Below are 18,990 nucleotides of genomic sequence, written 5' to 3'. Positions count from 1 at the left end.
AGACTGGCCCCAACCTCATCAAAGGAGTCATGTCATGCAAGTATTCAGTGTTGAAGGAATGACCTGCGGCCATTGTGTTCGGGCGGTCACTCAAGCAGTACACAGCCAGGACCCGGCGGCGAGCGTCAACGTCAACCTGGCCGCCAAGGAAGTCGGGGTTGAAAGCCGGCTGTCCGACGAGCAAGTCATCGCGCTGATCACCGAAGAAGGCTACAGCGCCAAGCTCGCGTAAAATTTCCGATAGTTAGCGAGCTATCGTAATGTTCATCACACCCAAGCGCGGCTAGACTGTCGGGCTGCCGACTCACTTGGGTGTCTGATGAACCTCCGCATAATCCTGATTCTGGGCGCCTTGAGCGCCTTCGCGCCGTTGGCGATCGATTTTTACCTGCCGGGCTTTCCGGCGATGGCCACCGCTTTTGCCACCGACGAAAAACACATCCAGCTGACCCTCGCCGTGTATTTCGGCGGCCTGGCCATCGGCCAATTGATCTACGGGCCGCTGGCGGATCGCTTTGGCCGGCGCGTGCCGCTGCTCAGTGGCGTGACCCTGTTTACCCTGGCGTCCTTCGCCTGCGCCTACGCGCCGTCCCTGGACTGGTTGATCGGCGCGCGTTTTGTGCAAGCCCTTGGCGGCTGCGCGGGCATGGTGATTTCGCGGGCGGTGGTCAGCGACAAATGTGATGCCGTGGGCTCGGCCAAAGTCTATTCGCAGCTGATGCTGGTGACCGGCCTGGCGCCGATCCTCGCGCCGTTGGCGGGTGGGGTGATGGTCGGCCTGTGGGGCTGGCAGTCGATTTTCCTCGCGTTGTCGATTTTCAGCGTGATGGCGGCCATCGCCGTGGCGGTCGGGTTGCCGGAAACCTTGCCGGCCGACAAGCCGCGTCAACCGCTGTCCGGCTCGCTGAGCCGCTATGTCAGCCTGTTGTCGGACCGGGTTTATCTGGGCTACGCCCTCACCGGTGGTATCTCGATTGCCGGGATGTTTGCCTACATCGCCGGTTCCCCGTTCGTCTTTATCAAACTCTATGGCGTGCCCGCCGAGCATTACGGCTGGGTATTTGGCTCCAATGCCGCCGGCTTTATCCTGGTAGCGCAGCTTAATGCGCGGTTGCTGGCCAAGCGTGGCCCGGCGTTTCTGCTGTCGCGCACCGTGTGGGTCTACGTGGCGGCGGCGTTGACGCTGTTGGCCATTGCCGCGCTGCGTACCGAGGCTTTATGGCCGTTACTGGTGCCGCTGTTTATCTGCATCGCCAGCCTGGGCTGCATTTTGCCCAACACCTCGGCGTGTGCCATGGCCGGGCAGGGCGCACGGGCCGGCAGCGCCTCGGCATTGCTCGGTTGCATTCAGTTTGGTGTGGCGGCAGGCGCGGCGTCGTTGGTCGGCGTGTTGCACGACGGCACGGCGATGCCGATGGCGATGGTCATCAGCTTGTGCGGTGTATTGGCGGTGACGATTGCGGTGTCGACCCAGCGCCTGCAACGGGCGAGGGCCGCGCAGGCGCAGGTCTGAGGTGCTAATCAGCCGGCGGCGGAGCGTTGCTGGCTGAGGGGAATGCGGTGGGGCGCCTGGATGCGGGCTTGCAGGGTGTCGGCAAAGGCGCGGGCCTCGGCCTCACTGCGGAAGGTGAAGGCGTCGCCGTCGAGGCTGACCTGCCATTTGTTGCCTGGGGATTTTGCTAACGCTCTTATCAGGATCTTCATTGCTGACTTCCTCACGTAAAAGAATCGTGGCAAAGGCGGCCAATATAAACCTGAATGCGTTCGCAAATATGACAAAGATCAACTCTCTGACTAGCGGTGTCGTCCATTACTCACATGAATAATGGACGACTCTGACAGCTACTTGTTAGAACCCTTCCAATACGATCTTGCCCTTGGCCTTGCCGCTTTCCAGCAGCGCATGGGCGCGGCGCAGGTTGGCTGCGTTGATCACGCCGAAGTGCTCGCCCACCGTGGTTTTCAAGGTGCCGGCGTCGATCAGTTCGGCCACGCGGTTGAGCAGATTGTGCTGTTCGATCATGTCCGGCGTCTCGAACATCGAGCGTGTGTACATGAACTCCCAGTGCAGTGACAGGCTCTTGCGCTTGAGTTTGCTCACATCCAGCACCTTGGGGTCGTCGATCAACGCCAGCTTGCCTTGCGGCTGCAGGGCTTCGACCAGTTCGTCCAGGTGATGGTCGGTCTGGGTCAGGCTGGCGACGTGGGTTACCTGCGCCTGGCCGGCATTTTTCAACGCCTCGCTCAGTGGCTGGCTGTGATCGATCACCACATCGGCGCCGAGCGCCTTGGCCCATTCCTGGGTTTCCGGGCGTGAGGCGGTGCCGATAACGTTCAATGCGGTGAGCTGCTTGGCCAACTGGGTCAGGATCGAACCCACACCGCCGGCAGCGCCGACGATCAGCAGGCTCTGGCCTTCATCTTCCTTACCTTCACGTACTTGCAGGCGCTCGAACAGCAGCTCCCAGGCGGTGATGGCGGTGAGTGGCAGTGCGGCGGCTTCGGCAAAACCCAGGCTCTTGGGCATATGGCCGACGATGCGTTCATCCACGGTGTGCAGTTCGCTGTTGCCGCCTGGGCGCACCAGGGAACCGGCGTAGAACACCTTGTCGCCCGCCTTGAACAGCGTCACTTCGCTGCCGACCGCCTTGACCACACCGGCCACGTCCCAACCCAGTACCTTGGCCGCGCCGTTTTCCGGGGCGACGTTCTGGCGCACTTTGGTGTCCACCGGGTTGACCGAGATGGCTTTGACTTCCACCAGCAGGTCACGCGGGCCGGCGACCGGCTCCGGCAATTGGATGTCTTGCAGGGATTTTTCGTCGCTGATCGGCAGTGAGGCGTAGTAGGCAATGGCTTTCATATTGGCTCCGAGTAAAGAAGGTGGTCGAGAGTCAGGCTAAATGTGGCGAGGGAGCTTGCTCCCGCTGGGCTGCGAAGCAGCCCCAAAACCTGTCGGTAAGCGCTTCGCACTCCAGCGCAAGCAAGCGTACTCGCCACAAAAACTTGCTGATGGGGTGATCAGGCAAGAAATTGCAGGCGCTTGAGTTCGAAATGTTCGAGCACATCCGCAGCCTTGGCGCGGAAGCTTTGGATATGCGCGCTCTGGTCGTGATCGGCCAGCGCCGCGTCGTCGCTCCAGCGTTCGAGCATGTAGAAGGTTTCCGGGTGTTGCAGGTCCTGGTGCAGGTCGTACTGCTCGCAACCGGCTTCCAGGCGAGTCGGTTCCAACAGGCCGCGCAGCAGGGTTTCCAACTTGGCCTGCTGGCCGGGTTTGGCGATCAGCGTGGCGATGACGTTAAAGGCAGCGGACATATTCAACTCCAGACACGTGGTGAACGGGATGGACAGATGATTAGCTATTTCCAGCACAGATAAAAGCGGCTAAAACAGCAGTCTGTTTCAATAGAATTTTGATAATAGGCGAGGGTACATGCTGCGTTTTGATGATTTGCAGTTGTTTGTGCGGGCGGCGGACCTCGGCAGTTTGTCGGCCGCTGCACGCATCATGGACCTCTCGCCTGCCGTGGCGAGCGCGGCGCTCAAGCGTATCGAACAGCAACTGGGCACGCGCTTGCTGGCGCGCTCCACCCGCAGTTTGCGCCTGACTGCCGAAGGCGAGGGGTTTTTGGAATATGCCCGCGCCGCGTTGAGTTCGCTGGACGAAGGGCGGCGCTTATTGGCCAGCGGCCAGGACCATGTCAGCGGTGTGCTGCAACTGTCGGCGCCGTCGGATTTCGGGCGCAACCAGTTACTGCCGTGGCTGGATGAGTTTCAGCTTGAATACCCGCAATTGAACATCCGCCTGCTGCTGGGCGACCGCATTGCCGACCTGTTCCGCCAGCCGGTGGATATCGCCCTGCGCTACGGCGAGCCTGAAGATTCCAGCCTGGTCGCGCTGCCCATCGCCCCGGACAACATTCGCGTGCTGTGCGCCGCACCCAGCTACCTGGCACGGCATGGCGAGCCCCGGCATCTTGAGCAGTTGGCGCAGCACAATTGCCTGTTGTACATGCTGGGCAGCCGTGTCCACGACCACTGGGGTTTTTACGACGGCAAGCGGGAGGTCGGCCTGACGGTCAGCGGTGACCGCTTCAGTGACGACGCCGATGTGGTGCGCCGCTGGGCGGTGGCGGGTGTCGGCATTGCCTACAAGTCGTGGCTGGATGTGAGCACCGACGTGCTCGCGGGGCGTTTGCGCCTGGTGTTGCCGGAGCTGCGCGGCGAGCGCACGCCGCTCAACCTGCTGTGCGCCCACCGTGCTCAGTTGAGTAAACCCATTAACCTGCTGCGGGAAATGCTCGTGTCCCGTTGTGCGGCTTTGACCGCGCAAAGGCCGGGGCGATAGAGCGTTAGGCAATAGCCTCCACCAAAGCCAGAAATTTCACTCAGAGCCTGTCCCCATTCGCGCTGTCGGACGCCGCGGAATGGGCGGTTTGCGCCCCTATACTTTGGTTCCAACCGCAGCAGACAAATGATTTACAAGGAGTGAATACATGGAAGAAGCACCTTGCATCAGTCAGATCGCCAGCTTGCTCGCTGAGCCCAAGCGCACCGCCATGCTCTGGTCACTGATGGACGGTTCGGCGAAAACCGCAGACGAACTGGCTATGCTCGCCGGGCTGTCCGCCGCGTCGGCCAATGCGCATCTTGCGCGCCTTATCGGCAGCGGTTTGCTGCGCAGCGAGGCCAAGCGCGGCAAGCGCCTGTTTCGCATGGCCGCCGTGGATGTCTGTGCGGCCGTCGACGCATTGGCCTGTACCACCTTGGCCTGTGCCGCACGCAACGCTCCGCAGGTTTCCCCGCGAGTATCCCTGGCGCCGCCGCCGTTGCGGCGCGCGCGTTTGTGCCAGGGGCATCTGGGCGGTGAACTGGCAGCGGGGCTTTATCAGCGCATGCTGGAGGCCGGCTGGATCGACCGCTACGAACAGCGTACCGACGTGACCGTCACCGGCGCGCAGCATTTCGCGACCTTGGGCATCTTTATCCAGGCACTGTCTGCGCCGTTGGCCTGCGACTGTTTTGACTGGAGCCAGCAGCAGCCGCACCTGGGGGGGGCATTGGGGGCCGGGTTGTTGCAGTTGTTTTTGCAGTGCGGCTGGATCAACGCGGTCAACGAGTCGCGTGCCTTGCTGGTGACCGACCTGGGGCTTGCGGAAATCAACCGTCTGGCCACGGCGTAGGTGCGTGCGTCGTTCAGAGTTTCAGTCAGGTCGTATCCAGCAATAATCGGGTAAAACGATGCCGCACACTCGCCTTGGGGATTTTTCACTCGGGGGGTATGGCATGGGTATGCAAGGCTATAGCGCAGCGGAACGGCTGGAACGGTTGCCCATCAGCGGTTACCACCGAATCATTTTCATCATCATCGCCTTGGCGTTTTTTTTCGACTCCATGGACCTGGCGATGATGACCTTCCTGTTGGGCTCGATAAAAACCGAGTTCGGCCTGAGCACGGCCCAGGCCGGGTTACTCGCCAGTTCGAGTTTTTTCGGCATGGTGGTCGGTGCGTCCTTGTCCGGCATGTTGGCTGACCGTTTCGGGCGCAAGCCGGTGTTTCAGTGGAGCATCGTGTTGTGGGGCGTCGCCAGTTACCTGTGCTCCACGGCGCAGACGGTGGAAACGCTGACGCTGTTTCGCATCCTGCTGGGGATCGGCATGGGTATGGAATTCCCGATTGCGCAGTCGATGCTCTCGGAGCTGATTCCCGCCAAGGGCCGTGGGCGATATATCGCCTTGATGGATGGCTTCTGGCCGCTGGGGTTTGTGGCGGCGGGTGTGCTGTCCTACTTTTTGCTGCCGGTGATTGGCTGGCGCGACATCTTCCTGGTGTTGGCGGTACCGGCGGTGTTTGTGCTGGCGATTCGTTTTTTTATCCCGGAATCGCCACGCTGGCTGGAACAGGCCGGGCGGCATGCAGCGGCGGACAAGGTGTTGCTCGGCATTGAGCAGAAGGTCCGCGACTCGCTGGGGCGTACGGACTTGCCGGAGCCAATTGCCTTGCCGCGGGTTGAGAGCGTGCCGGGCACGTTTTTCTCGGCGTTCCAGCAGTTGTGGTCGGCGCAGTATCGCCAACGCACGATGATGATCTGGAGCGTGTGGTTTTTTGCCTTGCTGGGTTTCTACGGGCTGACCTCCTGGCTGAGTGCGCTGTTGCAGCAGTCGGGTTTTGCCGTGACGCAATCGGTGTATTACACGGTGATCATTTCCCTGGGCGGGATACCGGGCTTCTTGATGGCGGCCTGGCTGGTGGAACGTTGGGGCCGTAAACCGGTGTGTGTGGTGACATTGCTGGGCGGCGGGGTGATGGCGTTTCTGTATGGGCAGAGCGCGGTGTTTGGCGGCAACGTGGGGTTGCTGATTACCTCGGGGCTGTTGATGCAGTTCTTTCTGTTTGGCATGTGGGCGGTGCTGTACACCTACACGCCGGAGCTGTATCCCACTTCGGCGCGGGCCACCGGTTCCGGGTTTGCCTCGGCGATTGGCCGGGTCGGGTCATTGCTGGGGCCGTTGGTAACCGGGCTGGTGTTTCCGATAACCGGGCAGGGTGGGGTGTTTGCCTTGGGGGCGCTGTGTTTTGCGGTGGCGGCGCTGGTGGTGTGGGTGTTTGGGATGGAGACCAAGGGCAAGACCCTGGAAGAACTGACTCAATCTCAAGGCTGATGAGATCAATGTGGGAGCTAGCAAGCCAGCTCCCACATTATTTGAACTGCGTTTATGCAGTTATGGCTTCACGAGCCGCGCATCCAGGCTGTTCTGCGCCAGGCGTTTGGCCTGGTCCTGGGTCATGCCCAGGGAGGTGTACAGCGCGTGGAAGTTCTCGGTGACATAGCCGCCGAAGTACGCCGGGTCATCCGAGTTCACCGTCACCTTCACGCCACGCTCAAGCATGTCGAGGATGTTGTGTTGGGCCATGTCGTCGAACACACAGAGCTTGGTGTTGGACAGTGGGCACACGGTCAGCGGGATCTGCTCGTCGATGATGCGCTGCATCAAGCGTTCGTCTTCGATGGCGCGTACGCCATGGTCGATACGCTGGATTTTCAGCAGGTCGATGGCCTCCCAGATGTACTCGGGCGGGCCTTCTTCGCCGGCGTGGGCCACGGTAAGGAAGCCTTCATGGCGGGCACGGTCGAACACGCGCTGGAACTTGCTCGGTGGGTGACCCATTTCCGAGCTGTCCAGGCCGACGGCCACAAACGCGTCACGGAACGGCAGCGCCTGGTCGAGGGTTTTCTCGGCTTCGGCTTCGCTCAGGTGGCGCAGGAAGCTCAGGATCAAACCGCTGGTGATACCCAGTTGCTGCTCGCCATCTTTGAGCGCAGCGGCGATGCCGTTGAGCACCACTTCGAATGGCACGCCACGGTCGGTGTGGGTCTGCGGGTCGAAGAACGGTTCGGTGTGGATCACGTTCTGTTCTTTGCAGCGCAGCAGGTAGGCCCAGGTCAGGTCATAGAAATCCTGGGACGTGCGCAGCACATCGGCGCCTTTGTAATACAGGTCGAGAAACTCTTGCAGGTTGTTGAAGGCGTAGGCCTTGCGCAGGGTTTCGACGTCATTCCACGGCAGTGCAATCTTGTTGCGTTCGGCCAGGGCAAACAGCAACTCAGGCTCCAGCGAGCCTTCCAGGTGCAGGTGCAATTCAGCCTTGGGCAGGGCGTTGAGCCAATCGTACATGTTCTAAATTCTCATCAGGTGCAATGGCGGCATTCTACAGGCCATGGCTGAAATAGTCGGCAAAACCTGACCAGCAGGAGAGTATTGGTTTTATTCGCGCAAGGGCCATCTGAACTAAGGTGTAACGAAACGTTAGCGACGTGGTGCAGTCTGTACCCCATCAATGACTGATTTGCTGCACAAAAAGGCCCGGAATGCTCACATCCCTCAAGCAAGAAAAATTCATGTGGCTGGCGTTGATCGCCGCCATCGCCGCCTACCCGTTGGAGCACTGGATGCTGCACAGCGGGCAGATGATCGCCCTGCTGGGCGGCTTGGCGCTCATCGCTTTTATTGTCATGGCGTCGATGCGCGTCGCCCACCACGCCGAGCAACTGGCGGAAAAGGTCGGTGACCCTTACGGCACCATGATCCTCACCCTCGCCGCCGTGCTGGTGGAAGTGGTGATCCTGGCGATCATGATGAGCAACGAGCCCTCGCCGACTTTGGTACGTGACACGATCTATTCGGCGGTGATGCTCGATATCAACGGCATCCTTGGCCTGGCCGCGCTGATGGGCGGCATCAAGCATGGTGAACAGTCCTACAACGATGACTCGGCACGCAGTTACAGCGTGATGATCCTCACCGCCATGGGCGTATCGATGGTGGTGCCGGAGTTTATTCCCGAGGCTGACTGGAAAATTTACTCGGCCTTCACCATCGGCGCGATGGTGTTGCTCTACACCCTGTTCCTGCGCATGCAGGTCGGGCCACACAGTTACTTCTTCAGCTATAGCTACCCGGAAAAACGCCGAAAAAAGCAGCCGGAAGAACAGCAGGAGCCGCCGATCAACCTGGCGTTTTCCATCGGTACGTTGGTGTTTGGCGTGATTGTGATTGGCGCATTGGCCGAGGTGATGTCCAAGACCCTCGACCTGGGCCTGGAAGGTACGGGCGCACCGCCGGTGATTACCGCGATTGTGGTGGCGGCGATTTCGGCCGCGCCGGAAATTCTGACGGCATTGCGTGCAGCCTTGGCTAACCGCATGCAGTCGGTGGTCAACATCGCACTGGGTGCATCGTTGTCGACGGTGATTTTGACGGTGCCGGTGATGGAAGCCATGGCGCTCTACACCGGCCAGCCGTTCCAGATGGCGATGACACCGGTGCAGACCGTGATGGTGTTGATCACACTGGTGGTGAGTGCGATCAACCTCAACGATGGCGAAACCAATGCCATCGAAGGGATGACGCACTTTGTGTTGTTTGCGACCTTTATCATGTTGTCGTTGCTTGGGGTGTAACCGGCCCTCAAGCACACCCTAAATCCCATGTGGGAGTCGGGCTTGCCCGCGATGGCATCCACTCGGTATGGCTGATAGACCGAGGTGTCTGCATCGCAGGCAAGCCAGCTCCCACAGTTGGCTTTGTGCAGGGCTCAGGTGCCGGCGATCAGCTGTTTCGCCGCCTGGCTGTGATCGGCAATCAAGCCTTTAAGGTCCAGCCCTTCAACCTGCCCATCGATCACCCGCCACTTGCCGCCGATCATCACCCGGTCCGCGCGGTCGGCGCCGCACAGCAGCAGCGCCGAAATCGGGTCATGGCTGCCGGAAAAGCGCAGCTCGTCTAGCTTGAACAGCGCCAGGTCAGCCTGTTTGCCCACGGCCAACTCACCGATATCCGTGCGCCCCAGCAACTGTGCCGAGCCTTTGGTGGCCCAGCCCAGCACGCCTTCCGGGGTGATCTTTTCCGCGCCGTAACGCAGGCGCTGGATGTACAGGGCCTGGCGCGCTTCGAGGATCATGTTCGAGGCATCGTTGGAGGCCGAACCGTCGACGCCCAGGCCAATCGGCGCGCCGGCGGCGAGCAGGTCGAGGGTCGGGCAGATGCCGGAAGCCAGGCGCATATTCGAGCTTGGGCAATGGCAGATACCGGTGCCGGCGGCGCCCAGGCGGGCGATCTCATCCGGGTTGAAGTGAATGCCGTGGGCCAGCCAGGTGCGTGGGCCGAGCCAGCCAACGCTGTCGAGGTAGTCCACCGTGCGCAGGCCGAAACGCTGCAGGCAGAAGTCTTCTTCGTCGAGGGTTTCGGCCAGGTGCGTGTGCAGGCGCACGTCGAGGCTGTTGGCCAGTTCGGCGCTGGCTTGCATGATTTGCGGGGTGACCGAAAACGGCGAGCAGGGCGCCAGGGCGATCTGGATTTGCGCGCCATCGCCGCGCTGGTGGTATTCGCGGATCAGGCGCTGGCTGTCTTCGAGGATAACCTGGCCTTGTTGCACGGTTTGCTGCGGCGGCAGGCCGCCATCGGCTTCGCCCAGGCTCATGGAGCCGCGGGTGAGCATGGCGCGCATGCCCAGTTCGCGCACGCTTTCTACTTGTACATCGATGGCATTTTCCAGGCCGTCAGGGAACAGGTAATGGTGGTCGGCCGCCGTGGTACAGCCAGAGAGCAGCAACTCTGCGAGGGCGACTTTGGACGCCAGCGCGAGTTTTTCCGGAGTCAGGCGTGCCCAGACCGGGTACAGGGTTTTCAGCCAGGGGAATAAGGGCTGGTTGACCACCGGCGCCCAGGCGCGGGTCAGGGTTTGGTAGAAGTGATGGTGGGTGTTGATCAGCCCCGGCAGGATCACATGTTCGCGTGCATCGAACACTTGTCCGCACGGCACGGTGGGCTCTTTTCCCCAGCCCAGCACTTCGGTGATCACACCGTCTTGCAGCACCAGGCCACCACGGGCGTCGAGGCCATTGGCGGTGAAAATCGCGAGGGGGTTTTTTAACCAGATACGGGTCGCAGGCATTGGCCGGCTCCTCTGAATGATGGGTTCAGGTTTGCCAGCTCAGTGTTGCCCTGTCTGCTGATCCAGGGTCGCCGGTGAGGGCGAGGAGCAGAGTTTACGTGTAGTCCATGATCAGGTCTATCTGTAGGAGCGAGGTGCTCTTGAGACCATCGCGGGCAAGCCCGCACAGGTTGGACCGAGCTGTTACCAGGCGATGGTGTCGCCCTTGTAGTCCACGAAGTGATGGCCGCCTTTGCCGGTGTAGGCATTCACCTGATCCACCAGGCCGCGCACGCTGGTGTCGACATCGATGTGCGCGTTTTCGCCGCCCATGTCGGTTTTCACCCAGCCCGGATGCAGCGACAGCACGGTGAGCTTATGGTCGCCCAGTTGCGTGATAAAGCTGTTGGTCATGGAGTTGAGTGCAGCCTTGCTGGCCTTGTACAGCGCCAGGTCGGAGCCATCGGGAATAGTCACGCTGCCCAGCACCGAACTCATGAACGCCAGCACGCCGGTGTCTTTGCGGATCTGCCCGACAAAGCGCTGGGCCAGGTTGATCGGCGCCACGGCGTTGGTGAAAAACAGTTGGCCGACTTCCGCCAGGGTGGCGTGGCCCGGCTCCTGGTTGGCAGGGCCTTTGACGCCGGCGTTGACGAACAGCAGGTCGAAGGTGCGCTCCTTCAGGCGTTGGGCCAAGGCGATCACGGCTTGTTGATCGTCCATGTCCAGCTTCTCGATCTGCACCTGGCCCACGGCTTTGAGCGCATCGGCCTTGTTCGGGTCGCGCACGGTGGCGGTCACCTCCCAGCCGTCCTGCAGCAGTTGCTTGACCAGGCCAAGGCCCAGGCCGCGCGAGGCGCCGATGATCAGTGCGGTTTTTGGCGTAGACATGAAGGGCTTCCTTTGGAGTGGAGGTTCACGGATTCAGTGGACAACGTTGCCCGAGCCTTTGCTGCAACTCCTGGCGCAGATGGCCGAGTTCAGTGATGCGGGTTTCGATCAGGTTGAGCTTGTCTTGCAGCAATTGTGTGACGGCAGCGTCGGGATCGGGCGCCTGCCATAAGGCGGCGACGCTGGTGCCGATCTCGCCGAGGCTGAAACCCAGGCGCTGCGCAGTCTTGATATAGAGCACCAGTTGCAGCATGTCCGGCGGGTAGTCGCGGTAACCGTTGGCGCTGCGTTGCGCGGCGATCAACCCGCGCTGCTCATAGAAGCGCAAGGTGTCGCGGCTGACCTGGCTGGCCTGGGCTAATTCGCCGATACGCATGAGACGGGCTCGAGAGGGCTTGACCCTGGAGCATACTCCAGGCTTTAGCCTGCTGGCTTCTTGAATTGAAGGAGCTTGCTGCTATGTGGACACAAAAACGCTACCGGACATTGGTGCGGGCCAGTGCCTGGTATGACTTGATCATCACCGCCGCGTTTGTCACGCCGTGGAGTTTTGCATTAGTACACGGCCTGTTGCAGGGCTTGAACCTGCCGGGCGAGCTACCGCCGTTTCTGCCTGCGCATGTGCTGATGGCCAACCTGCTCGGCTCGATCGTGTGCGTGTGGGCAGTGCTGCGTATTCGCGACCCTCAACGCCAATTCGGGCTGTATGACGCGGCCGGCCGTGGTCTGTTTGCGACCTGGCAGCTGTACGCGCTGATGCACGGCGCCACGTCGGTGCTGTGGATAATTCTGCTGTTGGAACTGCTATGGGGCGTTGCGCAACTACTCCCGGTGAATACTGATCAAAAAATGACCGGCGCCCGTAAGCCCTTATGACAAAAGGGTTACAGACGGGTGTGCTCAGGTTATCCACAGGCAGGTGCACAGTAGATGTGGGCAGTTTCAGCGTTCGAGCAGGATGCGCCCACGGCTGAGGTCGGCGAGCTGGGTTTGCAGCGTGTCGATGTGCGCCTCGCCGAGTGCGAGCTGTAGCTCGACGCCGTTGGCGGTGAAGGTTTCTTCCACCACCAGCCCGCCCAGTTCGGCCACGCGCAGTTTCACCAGGTTCAATTCCGAGAAACTGCAGGCACAGCTCAGCGGCACGCGGCTGATCAGCTCGATGCGTTCGGCATTCTGCAGGCATTTGTTCGCGCCGCCGCCGTAGGCGCGAGCCAGGCCGCCGGTGCCCAGCTGGATGCCGCCGTACCAGCGAATCACCAGCACGGCGACCTGATCAAAGCCTTGGGCTTCAATGGCGGCCAGGATCGGTCGCCCGGCCGTGCCGCCGGGTTCGCCATCGTCGTTGCTGCGGTACTGGTCGGCGAGCTTCCAGGCCCAGCAGTTGTGCGTGGCGTTGAGGTCGCTGTGCTGCTCGAAAAACGCCTGGGCGTCTTGCGCGCTGGTGATCGGCGCGGCCAGGGTGATAAAGCGGCTTTTGCGTATTTCTTCACGAAATTCGCAAAGGCCGGTCAGCGTGAAAGGCATAAGTCGCTTCGTTTATAGGGCCGGCTTGATGCCGCAGCCTTTGAGGATGATATGGATCAGGTTGGTGCCGGCGTCTTCCATGTCCTGCTTGGTCAGCTTGGTGCGACCAGTGACGCGGCAGATCTGGGTGGCGAAGTCGGCGTAATGCTGGGTGCTGCCCCACAACAGGAAGATCAGGTGTACGGGGTCGATGGGGTCCATCTTGCCGGCTTCGATCCAGGCCTGGAACACCGCTGCGCGGCCACTGAACCAGGCGCGGTAGTCCTGGCTGAAATATTCGGTCAGGCATTCGCCGCCACTGATGATCTCCATGGCGAAGATCCGCGAGGCTTGGGGGTGGCGCCGGGAGAATTCCATCTTGGTGCGGATGTAGCGTGTCAGCGCGACGGCGGGGTCGTCCTCGGCGGTCAGCGCGTTGAAGGTGCTGTCCCACAGTTCGAGGATATTGCTCAGTACCGCGATGTACAGGCCGAGCTTGTTGGTGAAGTAATAATGCAGGTTGGCCTTGGGCAGCCCGGCACTCGAGGCAATGGTGTTCATGCTGGTGCCTTTGTAGCCATGACGCGCGAATTCGTCTTCAGCCGCCTGGAGAATCGCTTGTTCATTCTTTTGCCGAATACGGCTGGCAGGTTTACCGGCGTGGTTGCTGTGGGCAGGAACTTCGAGGCTCATGGAGGTTTCCGTGCTGATCGATAGAGACGACGTGTGCACAGATAACCCACCCTCAAGCCTCAGACAAGTCCCGATGCAATAAAACCGTCAAAGCGGTTCCAGTGTGTCGCTTTCCGGCGCGTGGTTTGCGCCTGCGGTATTCGCTTTGGCCTCGGGTAATAACAGGCACAACACGATGGCCGTCAGGCCGCCGCTGGTGATGGCCGAATCGAACAGGTTTTGCACCAGAGGCGGCATCAAGTGCAGCAACTCAGGTTGGGCGGCGATGCCCAGGCCAACGCCGAACGAGGTGGCGATGATCAACATGCTGCGTCGGTCCAGCGGCGCCTGGGCCAGAATGCGCACGCCGGCGGCGGCCACGCTGCCGAACATCACCAGGGTTGCGCCGCCCAATACCGGTTTGGGGATTTGCTGCAGCACCGCGCCGATCAGTGGAAACAGGCCGAGACAGAACAGCAGCACACCAATGTATAAGCCGACGTAACGGCTGGCCACGCCGGTGAGTTGGATCACGCCGTTGTTCTGCGCAAACGTGGTGTTGGGGAATGCGCTGAAGGTGGCGGCGATCATGCAACTGACGCCATCACCCAATACGCCGCCCTTGAGTCGACTTATATAAGAAGGGCCGCTGATCGGCTGGCGGGCGATCATGCAGTTGGCGGTCAGGTCGCCAACGGTTTCGATACTGCTGATCAGATAAATCAGCGCGATGGGCAGGAAGGCGCTCCAGTCGAAGTTGAAACCAAAGCGAAACGGCATCGGTACGCTGATCAATGGCAAGTCGGGCAAGGCTTGGGGCACCAGCTTGCCGCTGAACCACGCGGCCAGGCTGCCGAGGGCCAGGCCGATGATGATTGCCGAGAGGCGTACCCACGGCGTGTTCGAGCGGTTGAGCAAGATGATCGTCAACACGACGAACAACCCCAAGGCCAGGTTGGTCGGCGCGCCGAAGTCAGGCGCATTGAAACCGCCACCCAGGTCGGTGATGCCGACTTTGATCAGGCTGATGCCGATCAAGGTGATGACAATGCCGGTGACCAAGGGCGTGATCACACGGCGCAATTGGCCGATAAAACGGCTCAACACGATCTGCACCGCCGCGCCGAAAAAGCACACGCCAAAGACCATCGCCATGATGTCTTCCGGGCTGCCGCCGCGTTGCTTCACTAGAAAGCCTGCTGACAACACCGCGCCGAGAAACGCAAAGCTGGTGCCTTGCAGGCAGATCATGCCGGCGCCGATACCAAATGGCCTGCGTGCCTGGATGAAAGTGCCTACGCCGGACACCATCAACGCCATGCTGATCAGGTAGGGCAGGTGGGCGGTGAGCCCCAACGTAGAACCGATGATCAGTGGCGGGGTGATGATGCCGACAAAGGCGGCCAGCACATGTTGCAAGGCTGCCAGTAGGGCCGGCAGTGGTTTCGGTCGGTCGTTCAGGCCGTAGATCAGGTCGTTGGGGCTCAAGGTTTCTGGTGGCATGGCGGGCAAACTCAGGGCGGACGGTTCAAGGTCCTGGTTCCCTTGCAAAAAGCTGTCCAGTTGCTCAGCTTTTAGCGAGAGGCCCGAATTAGCGCGTTGCCGCCAGACTCTCCAGAAAGCTTTCCAGCACCAAATGAGGGCGGCGCCCCTTGCGCGTGACCGATGCGAGGCTCAAATCGTAAAAACGTGTAGCCGGTTTCAGCGCGCGCAGTCGGCCTTGTTGTACCCACAGGCTGGCGTAGTGGTCGGGCAGGTAGCCGATATAGCGGCCGGTGAGAATCAGGAACGCCATGCCTTCGCGGTCCGAGGCGCTGGCGGTGCAATTGAGTGCCTGGTAATGGGCCTGGATTTCGGCGGGCAAGCGAAAGGTCGGGGCGATGGCGTCCTGGCTGTCGATACGTGGGTCGTCCAGTTGCTTGTCGTCCGCGTAAAACAACGGGTGGCCAACCGCGCAGTAGAGCAGTGAGCGTTCGCTGTATAGGGGTTGGTATTCCAGGCCGGACAGCGCGCTCGCCTGAGGTACTACGCCGACATGCAGGCGACCATCGAGTACACCTTGTTCCACCTCGTTCGGCGCGATCATGCGGATCTGGATTTGTACGTCAGGGCCGCGTTCCTTCAACTGCGCCAGGGCGTGGGTGATGCGCATGTGGGGCAGGGTGACCAGGTTGTCGGTGAGGCCGATGATCAGTTCGCCGCGCAAATGCTGATGCAGGCCGTTGACCTCGGTGCGAAAGCTTTCCAGCGCACTTAATAGCTGCAAGGCCGATTGGTAGACCTCGCGGCCTTCTTCGGTCAGGGAGAAACCGGCACGCCCGCGCTGGCACAGGCGCAATCCAAGGCGTTGCTCCAGGTCGCTCATCTGCTGGCTGATGGCCGAGCGGCCGATGCCGAGCACGGTTTCGGCCGCCGAGAAGCCGCCGCACTCCACCACGCTGCGAAAGATGCGCAACAGGCGGATATCGAAGTCGCTGACTTGGGCCAGGGGATCGGGTCGACGGCTGCTCATAGTTTAGTGAAGGCCTGACTGAAGGTTAGAAGAGTTGGATTTCACCGACTTTATCGCCGTGGCAATTTAGCTGCAACAACGCTTTTCAATCCCGACGCTGCCTTTTGCCCTGCGAGGTTTTGCTGATGAACATGCCCGAAAACGCCCCATCGTCCCTGGCCAGCCAATTGAAGTTGGATGCGCACTGGATGCCTTACACCGCCAACCGCAACTTCCAGCGCGACCCGCGCCTGATCGTCGGCGCTGAAGGCAGCTGGTTGATAGATGACAAGGGCCGCAAGGTGTACGACTCGTTGTCGGGCCTGTGGACGTGTGGCGCCGGGCACACCCGTAAAGAGATTCAGGAAGCAGTCTCCAAGCAACTGGGCACCCTGGACTACTCCCCGGGCTTCCAATACGGTCATCCGTTGTCCTTCCAGCTGGCGGAAAAGATCACCGACCTGACCCCAGGCAACCTGAACCACGTGTTCTTCACCGATTCGGGCTCCGAGTGCGCCGATACCGCGGTGAAGATGGTGCGTGCGTACTGGCGCCTGAAAGGCCAGGCCACCAAGACCAAGATGATCGGCCGCGCCCGTGGCTATCACGGTGTGAACATTGCCGGAACCAGCCTGGGTGGCGTGAACGGCAACCGCAAGCTCTTCGGTCAGGGCCTGATGGACGTTGACCATCTGCCGCACACGTTGCTGGCGAGCAATGCCTTCTCCCGTGGCATGCCGGAGCTGGGCGGCATCGCCCTGGCCGATGAGCTGCTCAAGCTGATCGAACTGCACGACGCGTCGAACATCGCAGCGGTGTTTGTTGAACCGATGGCCGGTTCCGCTGGCGTGCTGGTGCCGCCACAGGGTTATCTCAAGCGACTGCGTGAGATCTGCGACCAACACAACATCCTGCTGGTGTTCGACGAAGTGATCACCGGTTTCGGCCGTACCGGCTCGATGTTCGGCGCCGACAGCTTTGGCGTGACCCCGGACCTGATGTGCATTGCCAAGCAAGTCACCAACGGCGCGATCCCGATGGGCGCGGTGATTGCCAGCAGCGAGATCTATCAGACCTTCATGAACCAGGCGACGCCGGAATACGCGGTGGAATTCCCCCACGGCTACACCTACTCGGCGCACCCGGTGGCTTGCGCGGCTGGCTTGGCGGCATTGGACCTGTTGCAGAAGGAAAACCTGGTGCAGAGCGTAGCCGAAGTCGCCCCGCACTTTGAGAATGCGTTGCACGGGTTGAAGGGCAGCAAGAATGTGATCGACATTCGTAACTACGGCCTGGCCGGCGCGATCCAGATTGCCCCGCGTGACGGTGATGCCATCGTGCGTCCATTTGAGGCCGGCATGGCCTTGTGGAAAGCGGGTTTCTACGTGCGCTTTGGCGGTGACACCCTGCAGTTCGGGCCAACCTTCAACAGCAAGCCGCAGGACCTGGATCGTTTGTTCGATGCGGTCGGCGAAGTGCTGAACAAGATCGACTGATTTCTCCTTCTATATAGAACAACTTTTCAGGAGCCCTGCATGAGCCTTATCCAGCATTTGATCAACGGTGAGTTGGTCAATGACAGCGGCCGTAGTGCCGACGTGTACAACCCGTCCACCGGCCAGGTGATTCACCAAGTGCCATTGGCCAGCCGTGAAACTATTCAACAGGCGATCGACTCGGCCAAGGCGGCGTTCCCTGCCTGGCGTAATACCCCACCGGCCAAGCGTGCCCAGGTGATGTTTCGTTTCAAGCAATTGCTGGAGCAGAACGAAGCGAGAATTTCGCAGTTGATCAGCGAGGAGCATGGCAAGACCCTGGAAGACGCCGCCGGTGAACTGAAACGCGGCATCGAGAACGTGGAATACGCCTGTTCGGCGCCGGAGATTCTCAAGGGCGAGTACAGCCGTAACGTGGGGCCGAACATTGATGCGTGGTCGGACTTCCAGCCGTTGGGTGTGGTGGCGGGTATTACTCCGTTCAACTTCCCGGCGATGGTGCCGCTGTGGATGTACCCGCTGGCGATCGTGTGCGGTAACTGTTTCATCCTGAAACCATCGGAGCGTGATCCAAGCTCCACGCTGCTGATTGCGCAGCTGTTGCAGGAAGCCGGTCTGCCCAAAGGCGTGCTGAGCGTGGTGCATGGGGACAAGGGCGCAGTGGATGCGCTGATTGAAGCGCCGGAAGTCAAAGCCCTGAGTTTTGTGGGGTCGACGCCGATTGCCGAGTACATCTATTCCGAAGCAACCAAGCGCGGTAAGCGCGTGCAGGCGCTGGGCGGGGCGAAGAACCATGCGGTGCTGATGCCGGATGCGGACTTGGATAACGCGGTCAGCGCTTTGATGGGCGCAGCGTATGGTTCCTGCGGTGAGCGTTGCATGGCGATTTCGGTGGCCGTGTGCGTGGGTGACCAGGTGGCGGATGCGTTGATCGCCAAGTTGGTACCGCAGGTCAAGGCACTCAAGATTGGTGCGGGCACCTCTTGCGGCCTGGATATGGGGCCGTTGGTGACGGGGCAGGCGCGGGACAAGGTCAGTGGCTATATAGAAGACGGTGTGTCTTCTGGCGCTGAGCTGGTAGTCGACGGCCGCGGTTTGAGTGTTGCCGGGCATGAAGAAGGGTTCTTCCTGGGGGGTAGCTTGTTTGATCGCGTGACCCCTGAAATGCGCATCTATAAAGAGGAGATCTTCGGGCCGGTGCTGTGTGTGGTCCGCGTTGACAGCCTGGAAGCCGCGATGCAACTGATCAACGATCATGAGTATGGCAACGGCACCTGCATCTTTACCCGTGACGGTGAAGCGGCGCGGCTGTTCTGTGATGAGATCGAAGTGGGCATGGTCGGCGTAAACGTGCCGTTGCCCGTGCCGGTGGCGTACCACAGCTTTGGCGGCTGGAAGCGTTCGCTGTTTGGCGACTTGCATGCCTATGGGCCGGATGGGGTGCGTTTCTATACCCGTCGCAAGGCGATTACCCAGCGTTGGCCGCAGCGGGCCAGCCATGA

The 18,990-nt window shown here is 60.8% G+C and carries 20 protein-coding genes (1 of these 20 only partly in view); 9 read left to right on the top strand and 11 right to left on the bottom strand.

The features are described 5' to 3' along the window. Positions 1–34 precede the first annotated feature (34 nt). Positions 35–232, top strand: coding sequence for a heavy-metal-associated domain-containing protein (locus AB4P96_RS28480; protein ID WP_017134709.1), 198 nt, complete (start codon positions 35–37; stop codon positions 230–232). A gap of 87 nt (positions 233–319) precedes the next feature. Further along, positions 320–1,513 carry a multidrug effflux MFS transporter gene (locus AB4P96_RS28475; protein ID WP_017134710.1) on the top strand — a complete coding sequence of 398 codons (1,194 nt, stop codon included), beginning with the start codon at positions 320–322 and terminating at the stop codon, positions 1,511–1,513. An 8-nt stretch (positions 1,514–1,521) separates the two neighbouring features. Here AB4P96_RS28475 and AB4P96_RS28470 read toward each other — a convergent pair whose 3' ends face one another. The 3 genes from AB4P96_RS28470 to AB4P96_RS28460 all read right to left on the bottom strand — a co-directional run bounded on the left by AB4P96_RS28470 (position 1,522) and on the right by AB4P96_RS28460 (position 3,315). Then, on the bottom strand, positions 1,522–1,704 hold the full coding sequence (locus tag AB4P96_RS28470) for a hypothetical protein (protein WP_017134711.1): 183 nt from the start codon (positions 1,702–1,704) through the stop codon (positions 1,522–1,524). 145 nt (positions 1,705–1,849) lie between these two features. Beyond that, the gene (locus tag AB4P96_RS28465; protein WP_017134712.1) at positions 1,850–2,863 is read right to left on the bottom strand and encodes a zinc-binding alcohol dehydrogenase family protein; all 1,014 of its coding nucleotides are present in this window, start codon (positions 2,861–2,863) and stop codon (positions 1,850–1,852) included. 158 nt (positions 2,864–3,021) lie between these two features. Continuing rightward, positions 3,022–3,315 (bottom strand): putative quinol monooxygenase, encoded by a 294-nt coding sequence (locus AB4P96_RS28460; RefSeq protein ID WP_017134713.1) that lies wholly within the window; start codon positions 3,313–3,315, stop codon positions 3,022–3,024. Positions 3,316–3,433: 118 nt separating this feature from the next. Here AB4P96_RS28460 and AB4P96_RS28455 point away from each other — a divergent pair, with 118 nt between their 5' ends. The 3 genes from AB4P96_RS28455 (at position 3,434) to AB4P96_RS28445 (ending at position 6,663) form a co-directional block, all read left to right on the top strand. After that, positions 3,434–4,348 carry a LysR family transcriptional regulator gene (locus AB4P96_RS28455; RefSeq protein ID WP_017134714.1) on the top strand — a complete coding sequence of 305 codons (915 nt, stop codon included), beginning with the start codon at positions 3,434–3,436 and terminating at the stop codon, positions 4,346–4,348. 148 nt (positions 4,349–4,496) lie between these two features. Next, the gene (locus tag AB4P96_RS28450; RefSeq protein ID WP_099550554.1) at positions 4,497–5,183 is read left to right on the top strand and encodes a helix-turn-helix transcriptional regulator; all 687 of its coding nucleotides are present in this window, start codon (positions 4,497–4,499) and stop codon (positions 5,181–5,183) included. Positions 5,184–5,286: 103 nt separating this feature from the next. Beyond that, a complete protein-coding gene (locus tag AB4P96_RS28445) occupies positions 5,287–6,663 on the top strand; it encodes an MFS transporter (protein WP_026013501.1) in 1,377 nt (458 codons plus the stop codon). 60 nt (positions 6,664–6,723) lie between these two features. Here AB4P96_RS28445 and AB4P96_RS28440 read toward each other — a convergent pair whose 3' ends face one another. Continuing rightward, on the bottom strand, positions 6,724–7,677 hold the full coding sequence (locus AB4P96_RS28440; protein WP_017134717.1) for an adenosine deaminase: 954 nt from the start codon (positions 7,675–7,677) through the stop codon (positions 6,724–6,726). A gap of 194 nt (positions 7,678–7,871) precedes the next feature. Between AB4P96_RS28440 and AB4P96_RS28435 the strand changes: the two genes are divergently transcribed. After that, complete coding sequence (locus AB4P96_RS28435; RefSeq protein ID WP_056860419.1) at positions 7,872–8,963, top strand: calcium:proton antiporter; 1,092 nt, start codon at positions 7,872–7,874, stop codon at positions 8,961–8,963. Between the two features lie 134 nt (positions 8,964–9,097). Here the strand turns inward: AB4P96_RS28435 and AB4P96_RS28430 are convergent, their stop codons facing one another. From AB4P96_RS28430 to AB4P96_RS28420, 3 genes are all read right to left on the bottom strand, one after another. Further along, on the bottom strand, positions 9,098–10,456 hold the full coding sequence (locus AB4P96_RS28430; protein WP_176992523.1) for an 8-oxoguanine deaminase: 1,359 nt from the start codon (positions 10,454–10,456) through the stop codon (positions 9,098–9,100). A 183-nt stretch (positions 10,457–10,639) separates the two neighbouring features. Continuing rightward, entirely contained in the window at positions 10,640–11,326 is a 687-nt protein-coding gene (locus AB4P96_RS28425; RefSeq protein ID WP_017134720.1) for an SDR family oxidoreductase, read from the bottom strand. 25 nt (positions 11,327–11,351) lie between these two features. Next, the gene (locus AB4P96_RS28420) at positions 11,352–11,702 is read right to left on the bottom strand and encodes a MerR family transcriptional regulator (RefSeq protein WP_099550558.1); all 351 of its coding nucleotides are present in this window, start codon (positions 11,700–11,702) and stop codon (positions 11,352–11,354) included. Positions 11,703–11,785: 83 nt separating this feature from the next. Here AB4P96_RS28420 and AB4P96_RS28415 point away from each other — a divergent pair, with 83 nt between their 5' ends. Then, entirely contained in the window at positions 11,786–12,202 is a 417-nt protein-coding gene (locus AB4P96_RS28415; RefSeq protein ID WP_395600337.1) for a hypothetical protein, read from the top strand. A 66-nt stretch (positions 12,203–12,268) separates the two neighbouring features. On the opposite strand, the gene AB4P96_RS28410 is transcribed toward AB4P96_RS28415, so the two are convergent. The 4 genes from AB4P96_RS28410 to AB4P96_RS28395 form a co-directional block, all read right to left on the bottom strand. Beyond that, on the bottom strand, positions 12,269–12,850 hold the full coding sequence (locus AB4P96_RS28410) for a YigZ family protein (RefSeq protein WP_065930576.1): 582 nt from the start codon (positions 12,848–12,850) through the stop codon (positions 12,269–12,271). A gap of 12 nt (positions 12,851–12,862) precedes the next feature. Then, positions 12,863–13,522: a TetR/AcrR family transcriptional regulator gene (locus AB4P96_RS28405; protein ID WP_017134724.1), complete on the bottom strand. Its 660-nt coding sequence runs from the start codon at positions 13,520–13,522 to the stop codon at positions 12,863–12,865. 87 nt (positions 13,523–13,609) lie between these two features. Beyond that, positions 13,610–15,004: a uracil-xanthine permease family protein gene (locus tag AB4P96_RS28400; RefSeq protein ID WP_026013502.1), complete on the bottom strand. Its 1,395-nt coding sequence runs from the start codon at positions 15,002–15,004 to the stop codon at positions 13,610–13,612. An 88-nt stretch (positions 15,005–15,092) separates the two neighbouring features. Next, positions 15,093–16,013, bottom strand: coding sequence for a LysR family transcriptional regulator (locus AB4P96_RS28395; RefSeq protein ID WP_017134726.1), 921 nt, complete (start codon positions 16,011–16,013; stop codon positions 15,093–15,095). 125 nt (positions 16,014–16,138) lie between these two features. On the opposite strand from AB4P96_RS28395, the gene AB4P96_RS28390 reads away from it, so the two are divergent. Continuing rightward, a complete protein-coding gene (locus AB4P96_RS28390) occupies positions 16,139–17,488 on the top strand; it encodes an aspartate aminotransferase family protein (RefSeq protein ID WP_017134727.1) in 1,350 nt (449 codons plus the stop codon). A 39-nt stretch (positions 17,489–17,527) separates the two neighbouring features. Continuing rightward, positions 17,528–18,990 carry the 5' portion of a CoA-acylating methylmalonate-semialdehyde dehydrogenase gene (locus AB4P96_RS28385; protein ID WP_017134728.1) on the top strand. It continues 31 nt past the right edge of the window, so only the first 1,463 of its 1,494 coding nucleotides appear in the window; it begins with the start codon at positions 17,528–17,530; its stop codon lies beyond the right edge, outside the window.

Source organism: Pseudomonas sp. B19125 (assembly GCF_044218855.1).
In the GTDB taxonomy this organism is placed as follows: Bacteria; Pseudomonadota; Gammaproteobacteria; order Pseudomonadales; family Pseudomonadaceae; genus Aquipseudomonas; species Aquipseudomonas edaphica.
This window is presented reverse-complemented; position numbering and strand designations above follow the sequence as displayed.

Excerpts from the sequence above, each read along its gene's own strand:
- AB4P96_RS28480 (WP_017134709.1), top strand. The coding sequence starts at position 35 with ATGCAAGTATTCAGTGTTGAAGGAATGACCTGCGGCCATTGTGTTCGG.
- AB4P96_RS28475 (WP_017134710.1), top strand. The coding sequence starts at position 320 with ATGAACCTCCGCATAATCCTGATTCTGGGCGCCTTGAGCGCCTTCGCG.
- AB4P96_RS28470 (WP_017134711.1), bottom strand. The coding sequence starts at position 1,704 with ATGAAGATCCTGATAAGAGCGTTAGCAAAATCCCCAGGCAACAAATGG.
- AB4P96_RS28465 (WP_017134712.1), bottom strand. The coding sequence starts at position 2,863 with ATGAAAGCCATTGCCTACTACGCCTCACTGCCGATCAGCGACGAAAAA.
- AB4P96_RS28460 (WP_017134713.1), bottom strand. The coding sequence starts at position 3,315 with ATGTCCGCTGCCTTTAACGTCATCGCCACGCTGATCGCCAAACCCGGC.
- AB4P96_RS28455 (WP_017134714.1), top strand. The coding sequence starts at position 3,434 with ATGCTGCGTTTTGATGATTTGCAGTTGTTTGTGCGGGCGGCGGACCTC.
- AB4P96_RS28450 (WP_099550554.1), top strand. The coding sequence starts at position 4,497 with ATGGAAGAAGCACCTTGCATCAGTCAGATCGCCAGCTTGCTCGCTGAG.
- AB4P96_RS28445 (WP_026013501.1), top strand. The coding sequence starts at position 5,287 with ATGGGTATGCAAGGCTATAGCGCAGCGGAACGGCTGGAACGGTTGCCC.
- AB4P96_RS28440 (WP_017134717.1), bottom strand. The coding sequence starts at position 7,677 with ATGTACGATTGGCTCAACGCCCTGCCCAAGGCTGAATTGCACCTGCAC.
- AB4P96_RS28435 (WP_056860419.1), top strand. The coding sequence starts at position 7,872 with ATGCTCACATCCCTCAAGCAAGAAAAATTCATGTGGCTGGCGTTGATC.
- AB4P96_RS28430 (WP_176992523.1), bottom strand. The coding sequence starts at position 10,456 with ATGCCTGCGACCCGTATCTGGTTAAAAAACCCCCTCGCGATTTTCACC.
- AB4P96_RS28425 (WP_017134720.1), bottom strand. The coding sequence starts at position 11,326 with ATGTCTACGCCAAAAACCGCACTGATCATCGGCGCCTCGCGCGGCCTG.
- AB4P96_RS28420 (WP_099550558.1), bottom strand. The coding sequence starts at position 11,702 with ATGCGTATCGGCGAATTAGCCCAGGCCAGCCAGGTCAGCCGCGACACC.
- AB4P96_RS28415 (WP_395600337.1), top strand. The coding sequence starts at position 11,786 with ATGTGGACACAAAAACGCTACCGGACATTGGTGCGGGCCAGTGCCTGG.
- AB4P96_RS28410 (WP_065930576.1), bottom strand. The coding sequence starts at position 12,850 with ATGCCTTTCACGCTGACCGGCCTTTGCGAATTTCGTGAAGAAATACGC.
- AB4P96_RS28405 (WP_017134724.1), bottom strand. The coding sequence starts at position 13,522 with ATGAGCCTCGAAGTTCCTGCCCACAGCAACCACGCCGGTAAACCTGCC.
- AB4P96_RS28400 (WP_026013502.1), bottom strand. The coding sequence starts at position 15,004 with ATGCCACCAGAAACCTTGAGCCCCAACGACCTGATCTACGGCCTGAAC.
- AB4P96_RS28395 (WP_017134726.1), bottom strand. The coding sequence starts at position 16,013 with ATGAGCAGCCGTCGACCCGATCCCCTGGCCCAAGTCAGCGACTTCGAT.
- AB4P96_RS28390 (WP_017134727.1), top strand. The coding sequence starts at position 16,139 with ATGAACATGCCCGAAAACGCCCCATCGTCCCTGGCCAGCCAATTGAAG.